Genomic DNA, 16,639 nt, shown 5'->3' with positions numbered 1-16,639 from the left:
AAGCACTTGAAATCCCAGTCGAAGCCCCCATCTGCATGACATCCGCCGCGCTGCGGCTTACGTCAACCATGTGGAGTTAAACGACCATGAGTGTGGAAACTCAAAAAGAAACCCTGGGCTTCCAGACCGAGGTGAAGCAAATGCTTCATCTGATGATCCATTCGATGTATTCGAATAAGGAAATCTTCCTCCGGGAACTGATTTCCAACGCCTCGGATGCGACGGATAAGCTGCGTTTCGAAGCGCTGGCCAAGCCTGAACTGCTGGAAGGCGGCGCCGAGCTGAAAATCCGCATCAGCTTCGATAAGGAAGCCAAGACCCTCACCCTCGAAGACAACGGCATTGGCATGAGCCGCGAGGAAGCGATTACCCATCTGGGCACCATCGCTAAATCGGGTACTTCCGACTTCCTGAAGAACCTCTCGGGCGATCAGAAGAAGGATTCGCATCTGATCGGCCAGTTTGGCGTGGGCTTCTATTCCGCGTTCATCGTCGCCGACAAGGTCGATGTCTTTACCCGCCGCGCCGGCTTGTCGGCAGGTGAGGGTGTGCATTGGTCGTCGAAAGGCGAGGGTGATTTCGAGGTTGCGACCATCGAAAAGGCCGAACGCGGTAGCCGCATCGTGCTGCACCTGAAGAGCGGCGAAGAGGAGTTCGCCGACGGCTGGCGTCTGCGCAATATCATCAAGAAGTACTCCGACCACATCGCCCTGCCGATCGAGTTGCCAAAAGAACACCACGGTGAGGAGAAGGACAAGCCGGCCGAAGTTGAGTGGGAAACCGTCAATCGCGCCAGCGCGCTGTGGACCCGCTCGCGTAGTGAGGTCAAGGACGAGGAGTATCAGGAGTTCTACAAGCACGTCGCTCACGACTTCGAGAACCCGCTGAGCTGGAGCCACAACAAGGTTGAAGGCAAGCTGGAATACACCTCTCTGCTCTACGTGCCGGGCCGTGCGCCGTTCGACCTGTACCAGCGTGATGCCTCCAAGGGCCTCAAGCTGTACGTGCAGCGTGTGTTCATCATGGATCAGGCCGACGAGTTCCTGCCGTTGTACCTGCGCTTCATCAAGGGTGTGGTGGACTCCAATGACCTGTCGCTGAACATCTCCCGCGAGATTCTGCAGAAAGATCCGATCATCGACTCGATGAAGTCGGCGCTGACCAAGCGCGTGCTGGACATGCTGGAGAAGCTGGCGAAGAACGATGCGGAGCAGTACAAGGCGTTCTGGAAGAACTTCGGTCAGGTGCTCAAGGAAGGTCCGGCGGAAGACTTCGCCAACAAGGAGAAGATTGCCGGTTTGCTGCGCTTCGCCTCCACTCAGGATGCCAATGGCGAGCAGGTCGTCTCGCTAGCCGAGTACCTCGGCCGAATGAAAGAAGGTCAGGACAAGGTCTATTATCTGACCGGTGAATCCTACGCCCAGGTCAAGAACAGCCCGCACCTGGAGGTCTTCCGCAAGAAAGGCATCGAAGTGTTGCTGCTCACCGACCGTATCGATGAGTGGCTGATGAGCTACCTCACCGAGTTCGATGGCAAGCACTTCGTGGATGTCGCCCGTGGTGACCTGGACCTGGGCAAGCTGGACTCGGAAGAGGACAAGCAGGCTCAGGAAGAAGTGGCCAAGAGCAAGGAAGGGTTGGTCGAACGTCTGAAAACGGCTTTGGGCGAGCAGGTTGCCGAGGTGCGCGTGTCGCACCGCCTCACCGATTCGCCGGCGATTTTGGCGATTGGCGAACAGGACCTCGGTTTGCAGATGCGCCAGATTCTCGAAGCCAGCGGGCAGAAAGTGCCGGACTCCAAGCCTATCTTCGAGTTCAACCCAGCTCATCCGCTGATCGAACGTCTGGATGCCGAACCGGACGAGGATCGTTTTGGCGACCTCTCGCACATCCTCTTCGACCAGGCAGCCCTGGCCGCGGGCGATAGCCTGAAAGACCCGGCGGCCTATGTGCAGCGGCTGAACAAGTTGCTGGTCGAACTCTCGGCCTGATAGACCCGATTGTCTAGTCCTGAAATAGGTTTACACCTGTTTCACTCTCAAACGCCCGGTGCACCGCATCGGGCGTTTTGTATTTCAAGGCCAGATGTGGCCGCTCTTCGTTATAAATAGCCACCGATTCGCCCACCATCTTCCGAGCCTCTGCCAGGTCTTTTGGCCGACGCAGCAGGAATTCCATCTTCAAAATACCGTTCACTCGCTCGGCCATCGCGTTTTGGTAACAGTCGTACCCGTCGGTCATTGAACAGGTAATGCCATGCTTGATGTGCAACTGCTGATAAAGGTCTGAGCAGTACTGGGCGCCGCGGTCAGAATGATGGATCAGAGGTTGGTCTGTTTCTCTCTCGCTGACAGCGCTCTTCAGAGCCTTGAGCACCGACTCCGTGTGCAACGTCTCATGCACGTGATGCCCTACGATTTTGCGTGAGAAGGCATCGGTCACCAGGCTTAGGTACGCTACATTTTCCTGGGTCGGCAGGTAGGTTATGTCGGCGACCCAAACTTGTTCAGGGCCCGTAGCAACAACCTGTGCTGGGCCGTCTTTTAGCAGATTGGGATGGCGTCGGAAGCGATGATGGCTGTGGGTGGTTTTGTGATAAGCACGTTTGCGTGGCACCAGTTCACGCGCCTCTCGCAGGATTGTGAACAACCGATCTCGCCCGACTTGCAGCGATGTTCTAGCTTCAATATGCAGTAAATGGTGCAGCTTGCGCGTTCCTAGCCGGGGCTGGCGGCGACGCTTTTCCAAGACAAAATCCAGCACGCCTTGATCGTGTTGGGCGCGGGCCTCGTATGCCCGGATTCGCTTGTAATAAGCCTGGCGCGAAATTTCCATAAACAGGCAAGCCCTAGTGATGCTCAGGCCTTCGATTTGCCCTTGCGAGAGGACTTGCTGGGTCGCTTTTTTACGATAGAAACGCCGTAGTCGTTTTTCAGAACGTTCACGACAGCTTCAAAAAATTGAGCCTTCTGGTTGCTCATCGTGAGCTGTTCTTCAAGCTCCTTGATCCGCTGTTCAGGCGTCAGTGGTGTGGATGGCTTGTGCACGGCGCGGGTTCTCTGAACTCGAATGGATGCGCCTTGGCTCCAGTCCTGTCGACCATGTTTGCGTAACCAAACCAGCACTGTCGACCTACCCTGGATGCCATAGCGGGTTTGAGCGTCTTTATAACTCAACTCGCCTTTTTCAACTTGATCTACAACCGCCAATTTAAAAGCCAAGGTGTAATCGCGCTGACTGCGCCTTTTCCCCGAATCCATTGCGCCCTCCTGAAAATAGGTCAGAAGGTGTAAACCTTATTCAGGACGGGACAGATGCAAGAAAAAAGCCCACTGTGCGGGCTTTTTTCTTGGCTATTGAATAACAAGCGCTACCGTTAAGGGTTAACCCTTAACGGGAGTGCGCTCGATGAACAGATCACTTATACCCCTGGTTCTAGTTGGCCTGACTGGCTTGGCTGAGGCTGCCGTAGTGGTCAAGCCGGTGCCTTACGAGATAGACGGCCAGGCCTTCGAGGGCCGTCTGATCTATGACGACGCCCTGAGCAGCCCGCGGCCAGGATTACTGATGGTGCCGGACTGGCTCGGCGTTACCGATAACTCGGTGAAGCAGGCGGCGCTGGTCGCGGGCGAGAAGTACGTGGTGTTTATGGCCGACATGTACGGTAAGGCGATACGTCCTGCCAACGCGGAGGAGGCCAGTGCGGCAGCCGGTGCCGTGCGCGCCGATAGAGCCTTGATGCGCAAGCGTGCTCAGGCTGCGGTCGAGGTGCTCAAAGAGCAGGCTGATCAAGTTGCCCTGGATACCGACAAGCTAGGGGCTATAGGCTTCTGCTTCGGCGGCGGTGCAGTATTAGAGTTGGCCCGTTCGGGGGCACCGCTGAAAGGCTTCGTGTCCTTCCATGGCAACCTGGATACACCGAACCCGGCTGATGCCCAGAATATCAAGGCACCGGTGCTGGTGCTGCATGGCGCGGATGATCCGTCTGTGCCGCCAGCGCAGGTCGATGGCTTTATCGCCGAAATGAAAGCCGCAAAAACTGACTGGCAGCTGGTCAGCTATGGCGGTGCGGTGCACTCCTTTACCAATCCATTGGCGAATGTGCCGGGCCGCAACGCATACCATCCGCTAGTGGCGGGTCGCGCCTATCAGGCAATGGACGATCTGTTCGATGAGGTGTTTGCCGCTCAATAACCGTACGCAGGAAGGGTGGTTGAGTGAACCCGCATCGACTTATCTGGGTCTATCCTGCTCGGACTGTCAGGAGGACACCCCTTTGCGCTTTCTTTATTTGAGTATTGCCCTATTCATTGGGCTACCGGTCAGCACTGTCGATGCACGCGAATACCGCTACAGCGATGCTCACCTGCATTACGTGGATTTCTTCCAGGAAAGCGCCGGCATGCCTGATTTGCTCAAGCAGATGTCTGCGGCGAATGTCGACCACGTGATGTTCTCTGGTATTCCTGTGGCGAAGAAATGGCATGAAAACGAGCCGAAGCGGCCGCGCTATTACGCCGGTGATGATGCGGACGCCTACTGGTACAGCGCCACCGATGTGCTGATCGCCCATGCCTACAAACAGCTACCGGCGCAACAGCAACAGCGCTTTCATCCGTTTCTTTCTGGTTTCAACCCCAATGACAAAAATGCCGATGCTCATATCCAGCGCATGCTCGAGCTCGACCCGGGTTTATGGCAGGGCATCGGTGAAGTGTTCACTCGGCATGACGATCTCACCGCATTGATTTCAGGCGATGTTCCCCGGGCGAATAATGAGGCTTTGACGCGGGTCTATCATCTGGCTGCCGAGCACGATTTACCAGTGATGCTACATTCCAATATCACGTCAAAACGTGAGCGTAACCCTCTGTATTTACAGGAAATTGAAGAGTCGCTGCGCAACCATCCGAACGTCCGATTTATCTGGGCACATGCTGGTACCAGCATGGAAATTCACCGCCATCAGAAGAAGCTGGATTTTCTCTTGCCGACCTTGCAACGCATGCTTGAGGACTACCCGAATCTGTATATCGATCTGTCCTGGAGCGTGCTCAAGCCATACCTGCTGGATAAGCAGGAAAACCCCGACCCTGAGTGGGTGAAGTTGGTCAGCCGTTACCCAACGCGCTTCATGTTGGGCTCCGATGTGGTCGGGCGTTTCGACAGCTTGGGTGAGTATCTTAGTGGTTTTGCGCCATTCCTTGATGCTTTGCCAGAAAAGGTGGCGCATCAGGTTGCCCGGGACAATTTCCTCGCAGTGTTGCCGCGTAAGGTGCACGGCGGCTTGGCCAAGTAAGGCTGTCATTCGGCTGTCACAAGGGTGTCATAGCCTCGCGCCATCCCAAACAAGGAGCGAGAAATGCATTACACCCGTTTCAGTGCGCTGTTCGCACTCGTGTTCATGACCAGCTTGGTGCATGCCCAGGTGCGAGTCGAGGGGCCTGTGGAGTACGGCATCTTTGCCAGCCCACAGCATGACTTCAAACCGGGCGAGCGAGTCTTGGCCCGCAGCAGCCAGCAGATCGAACGCACCACGGTAATCCCGGCCAAACTCGGCAGCAAGTTTGGTCTGCGCTACACCTTGCTCGGCAAGCGCGCGGACGACACTCCTCTAACATTGCTCTACTTCACCCCTGGCGTGATCAGCCCCGATGGGGTCCGGCATGACAAGTTCGAGGTGATGCAGAAACTGACGCCGGGAGCGGCTCAGGAAGTCATGGCGTTCGAGTTCACCGAGCCCCATGAGGTGGTGTCAGGGGAGTGGCGACTGATGGTGTTTCAAGGGGACCGTAAGCTGCTGGAGCAGCGCTTCAGCGTACGTTGAAGTTTTTTCCCGATGAAAATATCAAGCCACTCAATGGCTTGGGATTTTCTCTTGAGCGCCCCTCAAGAAGGGGCTGCTAAGTGCCGATACTCAAGCTAGAGTGCAGGCCAGTGCTGTACTCACAACGGTACTTGGGCGCACGACTGCTGGCAGTTCCGGTCCACAGCGGCAGCCTTCGAAGGAGCTTCCAGATGACGCTACGAAATCTTAATATCGCCCCCAGGGCGGCGCTTAGTTTTGCTGTGGTTGCTTTGTTGGTGCTCGTTCTGGGCGGCTTTTCCTTGCTGCAGATGTCGGAGATGCGCAAACAGTCAGCCGAGATCGATGAAAACTGGTTGCCCAGTATTGTGGCGCTGGACCATGTTCGGCAGAACTTTCTGCGTCTGCGCACCGTGTCGGTACGTCTGTTGCTGGAGCGTGATACCGCACTGAACCAGAAGGACTACAGCCGGGCGGAAGAGTTGCGAGGCAATCTCAGCAAGGCATTGTCGACCTTCGAACTCACGGCTGATAGTCCCGAAGAAAAGTCACTTCTTGGCAAGTTCAAGCAGGCTAAAGATGCTTACCTGAAAGATCAGGACAAGGTCATCGAACTGAATCGGCGCAATGAATTGGCTGAAGCCCAGGTATTGGTTTCTGGCCCTATGCAGGCCCAAGGCGATGAGATGGCCAGCGCCCTGGATGAGTTGATGGCATTCAATGACAAGGGCGCTGAGGTCGCCGCCGTGCACACTAATGAGGCATTCGAGACGGCTCGTACTGGGGTTATCGTGGCCATAGGTTTGGCGGTGCTGGCGACCGTGGTGCTGGCGCTGCTGTTCACGCGCAGCATTGTCACCCCCTTGAACGAAGCCGTGCGGGTCGCTGAAGTAGTGGCCTCCGGTAATCTGACCCAGGATATCAAGATTGAGGGGCAGGATGAGCCGGCACGTTTGCTCACCGCGCTGAAGAACATGCAGCAGAGCCTGCGCACGACCATTCAGGGCATCTCCGACTCATCCAGCCAATTGGCTTCCGCTTCGGAGGAGCTCAGCGCGGTGACCGAAGACGCCACTCGTGGTCTGCATCAGCAGAGTAATGAAATCGAACAAGCCGCCACGGCGGTGAACGAGATGACTGCCGCAGTGGATGAGGTCGCGCGTAACGCGGTGACCACCTCCGAAGCCTCGCGCGAGTCCGACCTGACGGCGCGCCACGGCCGTGAGCAGGTGATCAAGACCGTCGACTCCATCGGCCACCTGGCGCAGGACGTGACCACAACCGCCGCCGAGGTGGAAGAGCTGGCCAACAAGGTCCGTGACATCAGCAAGGTGCTGGATGTGATCCGCTCGATCGCCGAGCAGACCAACCTGCTGGCGTTGAATGCCGCGATTGAGGCCGCGCGAGCCGGCGATGCCGGACGGGGTTTCGCCGTGGTGGCGGACGAAGTACGGGCGTTGGCCCATCGTACCCAGCAGTCGACCCAGGAAATCGAACAGATGGTCAGCGGTATTCAGCAAGGTACGGACAAGGCGGTCGCGGCCATGCAGAGTAGTAATGGGCGCGCGCGCGATACCCTTGAGGTGGCCCGTGCGGCCGGTAAGGCGCTGGATGAGATCGCGGTAGCTATCGGCCAGATCAGCGAACGTAACCTGGTGATTGCCAGCGCCTCCGAGGAGCAGGCCCAGGTCGCCCGCGAAGTGGATCGCAATCTGGTGAACATTCGTGATCTGTCCCTGCAGACCTCCGCCGGGGCCAACCAGACCAGCGCTTCCAGTCAGGAGTTGTCGCGCCTGGCGGTAGACCTGAATACGCTGGTGGCGCGCTTCTCCGTCTAAGCCTCAACGCTTGAACACTCCCAGTTGCAACGACTAGGGCCACTCGGCGCCCTAGTCGTGTGTGGGCTGTGGTCGCAAGCTATAGTCCCTGAACGTGGATGAAACGGGGAGCTGTGCAATGGCCGAGCCGATCCGGGTTCTGGTGGTGGACGATGACGCCGAGGTGCGTCAGTTGCTACTGGACTATCTCGGCGGCCACGGTTATCAGGTGGACGTTGTAGTGGACAGCGTGCAGCTGCGTGCGGAGCTGGAGCGCCAACTGCCTGATGTGCTGCTGTTGGATGTCGGCCTGCCGGGGGAAGATGGCTTGAGTCTGGCGCGCTTTGTGCGTGAACGTCACGATCTACCGGTCATCATGATTTCGGGTGCGGGTAGCGCCCTGGACCGTATCGTCGGCCTGGAGGTAGGAGCTGACGACTACCTGGCCAAACCCTTCGATCCGCGCGAATTGCTGGCACGCTTGAAAACAGTGCTACGGCGCTATCGCCGCGTCTCTGAGGTGGCCGAAGTTGAACAGGCGTCGTCCGGCATGCAACTGGGGAACTGCCGACTCGACCTCGAACGTCGCCAGTTGTTCGATGGTCAGGGCGCCGAGATCTCCCTGACCGCCATGGAATTTGATCTGTTGAAGGCCTTTGCTCAGCGGCCCAATCGTCCTCTTTCGCGCGATCAGTTGCTCAACCTCACTCAGCACCGTGACTGGAACCCTTTCGATCGATCCATCGATATTCGCATCGCACGCTTGCGTCGCAAGCTGGAGCCGGACTCGGGCAAACCACAGATCATCCGCACGGTACGAGGCGTCGGCTATATGTTCGTGCCAGGTAACTGAGCGGGGCATTGTTTCAATTGTTTCAGCACTGTTGTCGGCTCACCGGAAGCTGTTTAGCCGCCTCTATACTGAGAATTGAGCGCCGTTCCCGGAGGGTACCCACGTGAGCCAGCCAATGCCGATCCTTGCCGCGCCGCAAAGCGCTGCCGAGCATCAACTGCGTCAGATCGTCGATAACAGCAGTGCGGTGATCTACGTAAAGGATCTGGACGGCAGACTGCGCCTGGTCAATCGAACCTTCGAGCAGCTATTCCAGTTGCGTTCTGAGCGGGTGCTTGGACGTACCGATCATGAGCTCTTCCCGCAGGAAATGGCCGATGTGCTGCGGGCCAACGACCAGCGAGTCGCACGCAGTGGCGAAGCCATGGAGTTCGAAGAGTGTGTGCTGCTGGGCAAGGAGTCGCGCACCTACCTGTCGAGCAAGTTTCCGCTATTCGACGACGCGGGCCGAGTTACCGCAGTGTGCGGTATTTCCACGGATATCAGCTCACGAAAGAATCTAGAGGATGCCTTGCGGCATGTCGCATTGGGCGTCTCAGCAGCCACCAGTGGCGAGGTGTTCGAGGCTATCGCGCGCTATATGACGCGCTCGCTGGGGGCTGATTTCGCGTTCGTCAGCCGGATCAATGCCGATGGCCGGAGCCTGACCACACTGGCCTTGTACTACGGCGGCAAACTGCACAGTAATGCGACCTATCAAATAATGGGCACGGCCTGCGAGGAGGTTTTAGGTAAAGCGTTTCACTTTGTTCCCAGTGGCTTGGGTCGGCGCTATCCGAGTGACCAAACCCTGATGGCCTTCGGGGTGGACAGCTATGCGGGCTATCCGTTGTTCTCCAGCGATGGTCGGCCGCTGGGCCTGATCGCCGCCGGTCGTTGTGGGCCGCTGGAGGAGCCCGATCGAATCGAGTCGGTGCTGCGAATCTTCTCGGTACGCGCGGCGGCGGAGATCGAGCGACTGGAGGCCGAGGCCAGTTATCGGGCGATCTTTGACAGTTCCGAAGACGCGATCTTCGTCCACGATCTGGACAGCAGGGCCCTGGTCGACGTCAACCCCAAGGCTTGCCAGTCTTATGGCTACAGCCATGCGGAAATGCTCAAGCTCAACCTCGATGATTTCAGCGCCGGCTATACGCCCTACACCGGCAAGGAGGCCGCGGGCTATCTGGCCCGCGCCAAGGCGGGTGAAACTCAGCGGTTCGAGTGGCACAGGCGTAACCGCGATGGCAGCCTGCATTGGGATGAAGTGCTGCTCAAGCGCGCCACCATCGGCGGGGTAGACCGGATTCTCGCCTTTGCCCGCGAGATCACCCAGCGCAAAGAGGCGGAGCAAGCCTTACGCAATAGTGAGATGCAATATCGGGCGATCACCAATACCGCGCTGGACTGCTTCATCGGCATGGATGAGCGGGGACGGGTGCTGGCCTTCAACCCGGCGGCCGAACAGTGTTTCGGTATGACCCGAGAGGAGGTGTTGGGACGTCTGTTTCTTGAGTTGTTCATCCCCGAGCGCTTTCGCGTGAGCTATGAACGAGGCATCGAGCATTACCTGGAGACCGGGCAAGGTTCATTTCTCGGTAAGCGCATGGAGGTGGTCGCGCAGCGTGCTACTGGCGAGGAGTTCCCAGCCGAGCTGGCCTTGACGGTGGTGCAGGGCGACGAGGGGCCCCGATTCATTTGCTACCTGCGTGACATTACCGAGCGTAAGCAGGCCGAGACCGAGCGCGTTCGTCTGGAGCAGCAACTGCGCCAGGCCCAGCGAATGGAGGCGATAGGCCACCTGACTGGTGGTATCGCCCACGACTTCAACAACCTGCTGACCAGCATGCTCGGATACACGGTAATGGCCCAGGAGCTGGCTGAGCAACTGCACGATGAACGGCTCGACAAGTACCTGGCGCGGGTGCAGCGCTCGGCTGAAAAAGCCCGTGATCTGATCCAGCAGATGCTCACCTTCAGCCGTGGCAGCCGTGGTAAGCCGCAGGCGGTAGCGCTTGATCTGCTGCTGGGTGATTTCATCAAACTGGTTGAGTCGACCCTACCGGCCAGCGTTGAGCTCGAAACCGAGTTGACTCACGGTCTGCCTCAGGTGCTGGTGGACCCTGTGCAGCTGGAACAGGTGCTGATGAACCTCTGCATCAATGCACGCGACGCCATGGGCAGTGCCGGCAGGCTGCGCGTCAGTTTGGGGCTTGAGGATCGCCAGGTGGATGCCTGTGCTTCCTGCCAGCAGCCTGTTCAGGGAAGCTTCGTAGCGCTTACCGTGAGCGATAGTGGGCCAGGAATCGCCGCAGGAGTCCGTGCTCATATGTTTGAACCATTCTTTTCCACAAAACCCAGTGGCCAGGGCAGTGGCATGGGGCTGTCGATGGTGCATGGCATCGTCCATGAGTACGGTGGGCATATTCAGTTGGAAACAGCGCCGGGGTTGGGCACCACTTTCCGTATTTTAATTCCGGCGTTGAGTGGCCTGAGTAGTGGCGAGGCAAAACTACCTGTCAGCAAGCTACAGCCGTTGCCGCGCAGTGCGCTACAAGGGCGAGTAGTGGTGGTCGATGACGATCAGCAGGTCGCCGAGTTCATGGTCGAGCTGCTTGAAGGTTGGGGCTTGTCGGTACAGGCTTTTTGCGATGCCGAGCAGGCCAGCGCGCTACTGGTGGCTGATCCTTATGCCTGGGACTTCGTTATTCTCGACCAGAGCATGCCGCGGCTCAGTGGGCTGCAACTGGCCCGGCGTGTATTGGCTGCCCGCGCTGACTTGCCTATCGTGCTCTATACCGGTTTCAGTGATGCGCTTGTGGAAGCCGAGGTGATGGCGCAGGGGCTCAAGGCGTTACTGAGCAAACCGCTGGATCAGTCTCGCTTGCATGCTTTGCTGTGCAGCCATCTCCTGACAAGCCTAACAGGCTGATACAGCACCGATACAAACTGATCGGCACTTGCCATCGTTCAGATACAGACCAAGTGCAACCTGTCCATGACTGCAGTGTTCTGCAGTACCCCTTCAGTCTCCTTGGGCAGGATAGATCATGAACAGTTATCTCAAACGCATCGGGATCTTTTTCTACGGTCTTCTCAGCTACGCGGTTTTCCTCGCCACCTTCGTTTATGCGATCGGTTTCGTCGGCAACCTGCCGTACGCGATCAATACTCTCGATGGTCCACTACAGATGCCGCTCTGGCATGCCGTGCTCATTGATGTGCTGTTGTTGGGAGTGTTCGCCGTGCAGCACAGCGTGATGGCACGCCCGGCTTTCAAGCGTTGGTGGACGCGCTATATCGCAGTCGAAGCGGAGCGTAGTACTTACGTGCTGTTCTCCAGTCTGGCGTTGATCCTGCTGTTCGTTTTGTGGCAGCCGTTGGGTGGGCAGGTCTGGCAGATCGAAAACCCGTCTGGACGCTTGCTGATGTCGGCAATCTTTGGCTTCGGTTGGGCGCTGGTACTCTATAGCACTTTCCTGATCAATCACTTCGACCTGTTCGGCCTGCGCCAGGTCAGCTTGCAGCTGCTTGGTAAGCCCTACACCGGCCTGGAGTTCAAGATGCCAGCGGTCTACAAGTTGGTTCGTCACCCGTTGTACGCCGGCTGGTTCCTGTGCTTCTGGGCCACGCCGAGCATGACCTGGGCGCACTTTGTGTTCGCTGTATTGACCAGTCTGTATATTCTGATCGCGATTCGGCTGGAGGAGCGCGACTTGATCGAGATGCATCCAGAGTATCGTGACTATCGTCGTCAGGTACCCATGCTGGTGCCGCGTATTTCACGGCGAGAGAAGGCAGGGGCCGACGGAGCAGAAGTGGCTTGATCGCTTCGATAGGTCACTGGAGCAGAAACGACAAGGGCGCCAATCGGCGCCCTTGTCGTGTACGGAGGGAAGCTTACTTACCGCTCCAGCGCTTCAGCACCAGGGTGGCGTTGGTGCCACCGAAGCCGAAGCTGTTGCTCATCACGGTATCGATCTTGGCGTTCTCGAGAGTCTGGCTCTGGATCGGCAGGTCAGCGACTTCAGGGTCGAGTTCTTCGATGTTGGCCGAGCCAGCAATGAAGTTACCTTCCATCATCAGCATGCAGTAGATCGCCTCTTGCACGCCAGCTGCGCCGAGCGAGTGCCCGGACAGGCTCTTGGTCGAGCTGATAGCAGGTGCCTGGTCGGCGAATACTGCGCGTATACCCCGAACTTCCGCGACATCGCCGACTGGCGTGGAGGTGCCGTGGGTATTCAGGTAGTCGATCGGCGTGTCGACCGTGGCAAGCGCCTGCTGCATGCAGCGGATTGCACCTTCACCGCTTGGGGCGACCATGTCGTAGCCGTCGGAAGTGGCGCCGTAACCGACGATTTCCGCATAGATCTTGGCGCCACGCTTGAGTGCGTGCTCCAGTTCCTCGACCACCACCATGCCGCCGCCGCCGGCGATGACGAAACCGTCACGCTTGGCGTCGTAGGCGCGCGAAGCCTTGTCCGGGGTGTCGTTGTATTGGGTGGAGAGGGCGCCCATGGCGTCGAACAGGCAGCTCTGGCTCCAGTGCTCCTCTTCACCACCACCAGCGAAGACGACGTCCTGCTTGCCCAGCTGAATCTGCTCCATGGCTTGGCCGATGCAGTGAGCACTGGTGGCACAGGCGGAGGAAATGGAGAAGTTCACGCCTTTGATTTTGAACGGCGTCGCCAGGCATGCGGATACCGTGCTGCCCATGGTGCGGGTGACGCGGTATGGGCCGATGCGCTTGACACCTTTGTCACGCAGGGTATCGATGGCTTCCATCTGGTTCAGCGTGGAAGCGCCACCGGAGCCGGCGATCAGTCCGGTGCGCGGATTGGAAACTTGCTCATCGCTGAGGCCGGAGTCCTTGATAGCCTGTTCCATGGACAGGTAAGCGAACGCTGCGGCGTCGCCCATGAAGCGGTAGACCTTGCGGTCGATCAGTTCTTCCAGATTCAGGTCGACCGAACCGGATACCTGGCTGCGCAGGCCCTTCTCGGCGTATTCCGGGTTAAAACGGATACCCGACTTGCCTGCGCGAAGGCTGGCGGAGACGGCTTCTTTGTCAGTGCCTAGGCAGGAAACAATGCCCAGACCGGTAATCACGACGCGACGCATGGAGAAAATCCTTTAGAAACTGTCGGTAGAGGTAAACAGGCCGACGCGCAAGCCTTCGGCGCTGTAGATCTCGCGGCCATCGACGCTGACGGTGCCATCGGCGATGGCCAGGATCAGCGAGCGGGTGATGGTGCGTTTGATCTGAATGTTATAGGTGACTTTCTTGGCAGTCGGCAGTATCTGACCGAAGAATTTTACTTCTCCCGAGCCGAGGGCACGGCCGCGGCCGGGGTTGCCCTGCCAGCCGAGGAAGAAACCGACCAACTGCCACATGGCGTCGAGACCGAGGCAGCCCGGCATTACCGGATCACCCTCGAAATGACAGCCAAAGAACCACAGGTCTGGGTTGATATCGAGTTCAGCGACGATCTCGCCCTTACCGTACTTGCCGCCAGTGTCGCTGATGTGGGTGATGCGATCGATCATCAGCATGTTCGGGGCGGGCAGTTGCGCATTACCTGGGCCGAACAGTTCGCCGCGGCTGCAGCGCAACAGGTCTTCCTGGGTGAAGGCGTTTTGTTTGGTCATGCGAGCTCCTAATTAATCCCCATGCGCCAAGGCTGGGCAAATCGTCCTGGCCGGCCGCGCACCTTGTGCGCCTGCCAACAGCTTAGTCATAGACTGTTGCGTTGTGGTGAAAGTCACAGCGCGATAGGACAGTTGTACTCCGCTCGCACCAGCTTGTCATAAATGCCCTGTTTGCGCGCTGCAATCAAGGGTGCAGTACTTTAACCCGTCTGACCAGTCGTCGATGGTCGGGGGGGCAGCCAGCGCTGCAGTATTCGTTGCAGTTCGGCACGTTTGAAGGGTTTCGCCAGGTAATCGTTCATCCCCGCGTCCAGGCAAGCCTCGCGATCACCCTGCAGGGCGTTGGCGGTGAGGGCGATAATCGGTACATCGGCATGCCCTGCGAGCCGGCGAATCTGCCGGGTGGCTTCATAGCCGTCCATGATTGGCAGGCGGCAATCCATCAAAATTGCGGAAAAGTCCTGACGTTCGGCGCTATGCACGGCCTGGGCGCCGTCGCCGACCAAACTCACCCGATAGCCGAGGCTGCGCAACATGGCCTCGATCACCGTCTGATTTACCGGGTTGTCCTCGACCAGCAGTACCTCTTGGCCCTGACCCTGACCACCTTCTGTTGGGATTCCCGGCGCCGTCTGTCTGGGTTGGCGGGAGAAGGGTAGTGGCACTTCCAGGGTGAAAATCGAGCCGCGGCCCTCTTGGCTTTCCGCGCGCAAGGTGCCGCCCATGCGTTCGGCCAGGGTGCGGGCAATCGGCAGGCCAAGGCCGGTGCCACCGTAACGGCGTGATATCGAATTGTCGGCCTGGCGAAAGGCGTCGAACATATGCTCCAGGCGCTCGGGGGAGATGCCGATGCCACTGTCGTGTACCGCACAACTGAACCAGAGAACCTGGTCGTCCAGCTCTTGCCAGTGGGTTTCCACACGCAGGCCGCCTTCTTCAGTGAATTTCAGGGCGTTGCCGACAAGGTTGACCAGAATCTGTCGGATACGCGTCGGATCGCCTTGAGCCTCAAGCTGTTCCAGACCACTTTGCACCTCCAGTTCCAGGGTCAGACCACGCTGCTGGGCACTGTGTTGGAACACCTGAACCGAACCTTGAAGCAATTCCAACAGGTTGAAGGGGATGCTTTCCAACTCCAAGGCGCCGCGCTCGATACGCGAGAAATCGAGAATGTCGTTGATCACCTTCAACAGGTGTTCGGTTGATTCGGTGGCCAGGGCGGCATATTCGTCCTGCTCCTGGGTCATTTCAGTGGTGTCCAGCAGTTGCAACATGCCGAGTACGCCATTCATCGGGGTACGCAGTTCATGGCTCATCATGGCGAGAAAGTCGGATTTGGCACGGTTAGCCTGCTCAGACTCCTCGCGGGCCTTGACCATCAGGGACATCGCTTGCTGTTGCTCATGGCTGGCTCGATCGAGGTTATTGGCCAGGGCGTTGATGTGTCGAGCCAATGCGCCCAGTTCCCCCTCGCCCAGCTCAGGCAGGGCGGTGCGGTAATTGCCAGCCTGAATTGCCGCAACCGCATTGGCCATGGCGCTCAGCGGCTGCGATAAGCGTCGAGCCAAACGGCGAGCGAGCATGAACGTCAGGAATAGGGCAAGCAACGCCAGCACAGTGGCTTTGAGGAGGATTTCCTGTTGGCGGGTGTTGAAGGCGTCGGCGGACATGCCCACCACGACCCGACCAAGGTCGGCATTTGCGGGAGCTTGTTGCAGGACGCCGGGCGCTAGGAAGAAGTCATTGCTCAGTTCGATCTGTTGCAACCGTATAGGCGCCTGGAAGACCTCGACCTGGGCGCTACTTTGCTCTTGACTGCTGGGCTGCTCGACGTAGACCAGAATGTTGTCCGCATGATCGCGCACCTCGAGAAAGCGCACGTGCGAGGTCTTGAGAGTGGCCTGCAATAGATTGTCGAGCACATCCAGGTTGCCGGAAATTACCCCGTACTCGGTTGCCGGTGCCAGCTGGTTCGCAATCAGTTGACCGGTGTGGTTGACCTCCTGGCGCAGGTCCTGCAACCGAGTGAAGGTGAAGAAACCGCTCAGCAACAGGGTTATCAGCAGTGCAGGCCCCAGGCTGATTAGCTGCGTGCGGGTATGGATGTCCCCGCTAAGGCGCAGGTTCATGGCGTCTCTCCTTGAGCAATTTGTCGCGCCAAAATGGTGTCATCGGCCAGGTCGATCGCCAAGGTGCACGTTGGCTTGTACTCGGGTAATGGGTAAACCATGGTTGCCGGGCTTGCATGGCGGGTCAGGCGCCATTCGAGCGCTTTCGCACCGAACCGGATCAAACGTGCTGGGGGCGGGAGCTTGTTCGCTCGCTGCAGTTGCGCTAACGGCTGAAAACGCACCGGGTCTTGCGCGCGACGCTCCGTCAGGGCGACCGAGAGTGCGCGTAAAGCCGGGTCGTTGTCGGCACTGCTAAGAATGCTCTCGGCAGCACGCAGGGGGGCTGCGCAGAGTAAACAGCAGAATAAGAGCCAGTGGCACATCCATGGGCCTCGTGAAGGACTCTTCCGTGAGTGGTGACAAC

At 58.3% G+C, this 16,639-nt stretch carries 12 protein-coding genes; 8 read left to right on the top strand and 4 right to left on the bottom strand.

The features are described from left to right. Positions 1-86 precede the first annotated feature (86 nt). On the top strand, positions 87-1,991 hold the full coding sequence (gene htpG / locus TMS3_RS15760) for a molecular chaperone HtpG (protein ID WP_025166247.1): 1,905 nt from the start codon (positions 87-89) through the stop codon (positions 1,989-1,991). A gap of 13 nt (positions 1,992-2,004) precedes the next feature. Here the strand turns inward: htpG and TMS3_RS15755 are convergent. Next, positions 2,005-3,260 (bottom strand): IS3 family transposase gene (locus tag TMS3_RS15755; RefSeq protein WP_200929676.1). Its coding sequence is split into 2 segments (ribosomal slippage): positions 2,005-2,909 and positions 2,909-3,260, totalling 1,257 coding nucleotides; the frame shifts between segments, so codons are not numbered across the junction. Between the two features lie 148 nt (positions 3,261-3,408). Here TMS3_RS15755 and TMS3_RS15745 point away from each other — a divergent pair. From TMS3_RS15745 to mddA, 7 genes are all read left to right on the top strand, one after another. After that, positions 3,409-4,194, top strand: a complete 786-nt coding sequence (locus tag TMS3_RS15745; protein ID WP_025166244.1) for a dienelactone hydrolase family protein — start codon at positions 3,409-3,411, stop codon at positions 4,192-4,194. 82 nt (positions 4,195-4,276) lie between these two features. Beyond that, entirely contained in the window at positions 4,277-5,299 is a 1,023-nt protein-coding gene (locus TMS3_RS15740; RefSeq protein WP_025166243.1) for an amidohydrolase family protein, read from the top strand. A 63-nt stretch (positions 5,300-5,362) separates the two neighbouring features. Continuing rightward, positions 5,363-5,827: a DUF3859 domain-containing protein gene (locus TMS3_RS15735; RefSeq protein WP_025166242.1), complete on the top strand. Its 465-nt coding sequence runs from the start codon at positions 5,363-5,365 to the stop codon at positions 5,825-5,827. A gap of 191 nt (positions 5,828-6,018) precedes the next feature. Then, positions 6,019-7,644, top strand: a complete 1,626-nt coding sequence (locus TMS3_RS15730; RefSeq protein ID WP_025166241.1) for a methyl-accepting chemotaxis protein — start codon at positions 6,019-6,021, stop codon at positions 7,642-7,644. 118 nt (positions 7,645-7,762) lie between these two features. Next, complete coding sequence (locus TMS3_RS15725) at positions 7,763-8,476, top strand: response regulator (RefSeq protein WP_025166240.1); 714 nt, start codon at positions 7,763-7,765, stop codon at positions 8,474-8,476. A gap of 103 nt (positions 8,477-8,579) precedes the next feature. Further along, on the top strand, positions 8,580-11,387 hold the full coding sequence (locus TMS3_RS15720) for a PAS domain S-box protein (protein WP_029866407.1): 2,808 nt from the start codon (positions 8,580-8,582) through the stop codon (positions 11,385-11,387). Positions 11,388-11,505: 118 nt separating this feature from the next. Beyond that, positions 11,506-12,282: a methanethiol S-methyltransferase gene (mddA, locus tag TMS3_RS15715; protein WP_025166239.1), complete on the top strand. Its 777-nt coding sequence runs from the start codon at positions 11,506-11,508 to the stop codon at positions 12,280-12,282. Between the two features lie 73 nt (positions 12,283-12,355). Here the strand turns inward: mddA and fabB are convergent, their stop codons facing one another. The 3 genes from fabB to TMS3_RS15700 form a co-directional block, all read right to left on the bottom strand. Then, on the bottom strand, positions 12,356-13,576 hold the full coding sequence (fabB, locus tag TMS3_RS15710; protein ID WP_025166238.1) for a beta-ketoacyl-ACP synthase I: 1,221 nt from the start codon (positions 13,574-13,576) through the stop codon (positions 12,356-12,358). 12 nt (positions 13,577-13,588) lie between these two features. Next, positions 13,589-14,104 (bottom strand): 3-hydroxyacyl-[acyl-carrier-protein] dehydratase FabA, encoded by a 516-nt coding sequence (gene fabA / locus TMS3_RS15705; RefSeq protein WP_025166237.1) that lies wholly within the window; start codon positions 14,102-14,104, stop codon positions 13,589-13,591. Positions 14,105-14,304: 200 nt separating this feature from the next. Then, positions 14,305-16,233, bottom strand: coding sequence for an ATP-binding protein (locus TMS3_RS15700; RefSeq protein ID WP_025166236.1), 1,929 nt, complete (start codon positions 16,231-16,233; stop codon positions 14,305-14,307). Positions 16,234-16,639: the final 406 nt, after the last annotated feature.

Origin of the sequence: Pseudomonas taeanensis MS-3, from assembly GCF_000498575.2 — a bacterium.
GTDB lineage: Bacteria > Pseudomonadota > Gammaproteobacteria > Pseudomonadales > Pseudomonadaceae > Aquipseudomonas > Aquipseudomonas taeanensis.
This window is presented reverse-complemented; position numbering and strand designations above follow the sequence as displayed.

What these genes read in the sequence shown, in the direction of transcription:
- htpG (WP_025166247.1), top strand. Translation starts at nt 87, where the DNA reads ATGAGTGTGGAAACTCAAAAAGAAACCCTGGGCTTCCAGACCGAGGTG.
- TMS3_RS15745 (WP_025166244.1), top strand. Translation starts at nt 3,409, where the DNA reads ATGAACAGATCACTTATACCCCTGGTTCTAGTTGGCCTGACTGGCTTG.
- TMS3_RS15735 (WP_025166242.1), top strand. Translation starts at nt 5,363, where the DNA reads ATGCATTACACCCGTTTCAGTGCGCTGTTCGCACTCGTGTTCATGACC.
- TMS3_RS15730 (WP_025166241.1), top strand. Translation starts at nt 6,019, where the DNA reads ATGACGCTACGAAATCTTAATATCGCCCCCAGGGCGGCGCTTAGTTTT.
- TMS3_RS15725 (WP_025166240.1), top strand. Translation starts at nt 7,763, where the DNA reads ATGGCCGAGCCGATCCGGGTTCTGGTGGTGGACGATGACGCCGAGGTG.
- mddA (WP_025166239.1), top strand. Translation starts at nt 11,506, where the DNA reads ATGAACAGTTATCTCAAACGCATCGGGATCTTTTTCTACGGTCTTCTC.
- fabB (WP_025166238.1), bottom strand. Translation starts at nt 13,576, where the DNA reads ATGCGTCGCGTCGTGATTACCGGTCTGGGCATTGTTTCCTGCCTAGGC.
- fabA (WP_025166237.1), bottom strand. Translation starts at nt 14,104, where the DNA reads ATGACCAAACAAAACGCCTTCACCCAGGAAGACCTGTTGCGCTGCAGC.
- TMS3_RS15700 (WP_025166236.1), bottom strand. Translation starts at nt 16,233, where the DNA reads ATGAACCTGCGCCTTAGCGGGGACATCCATACCCGCACGCAGCTAATC.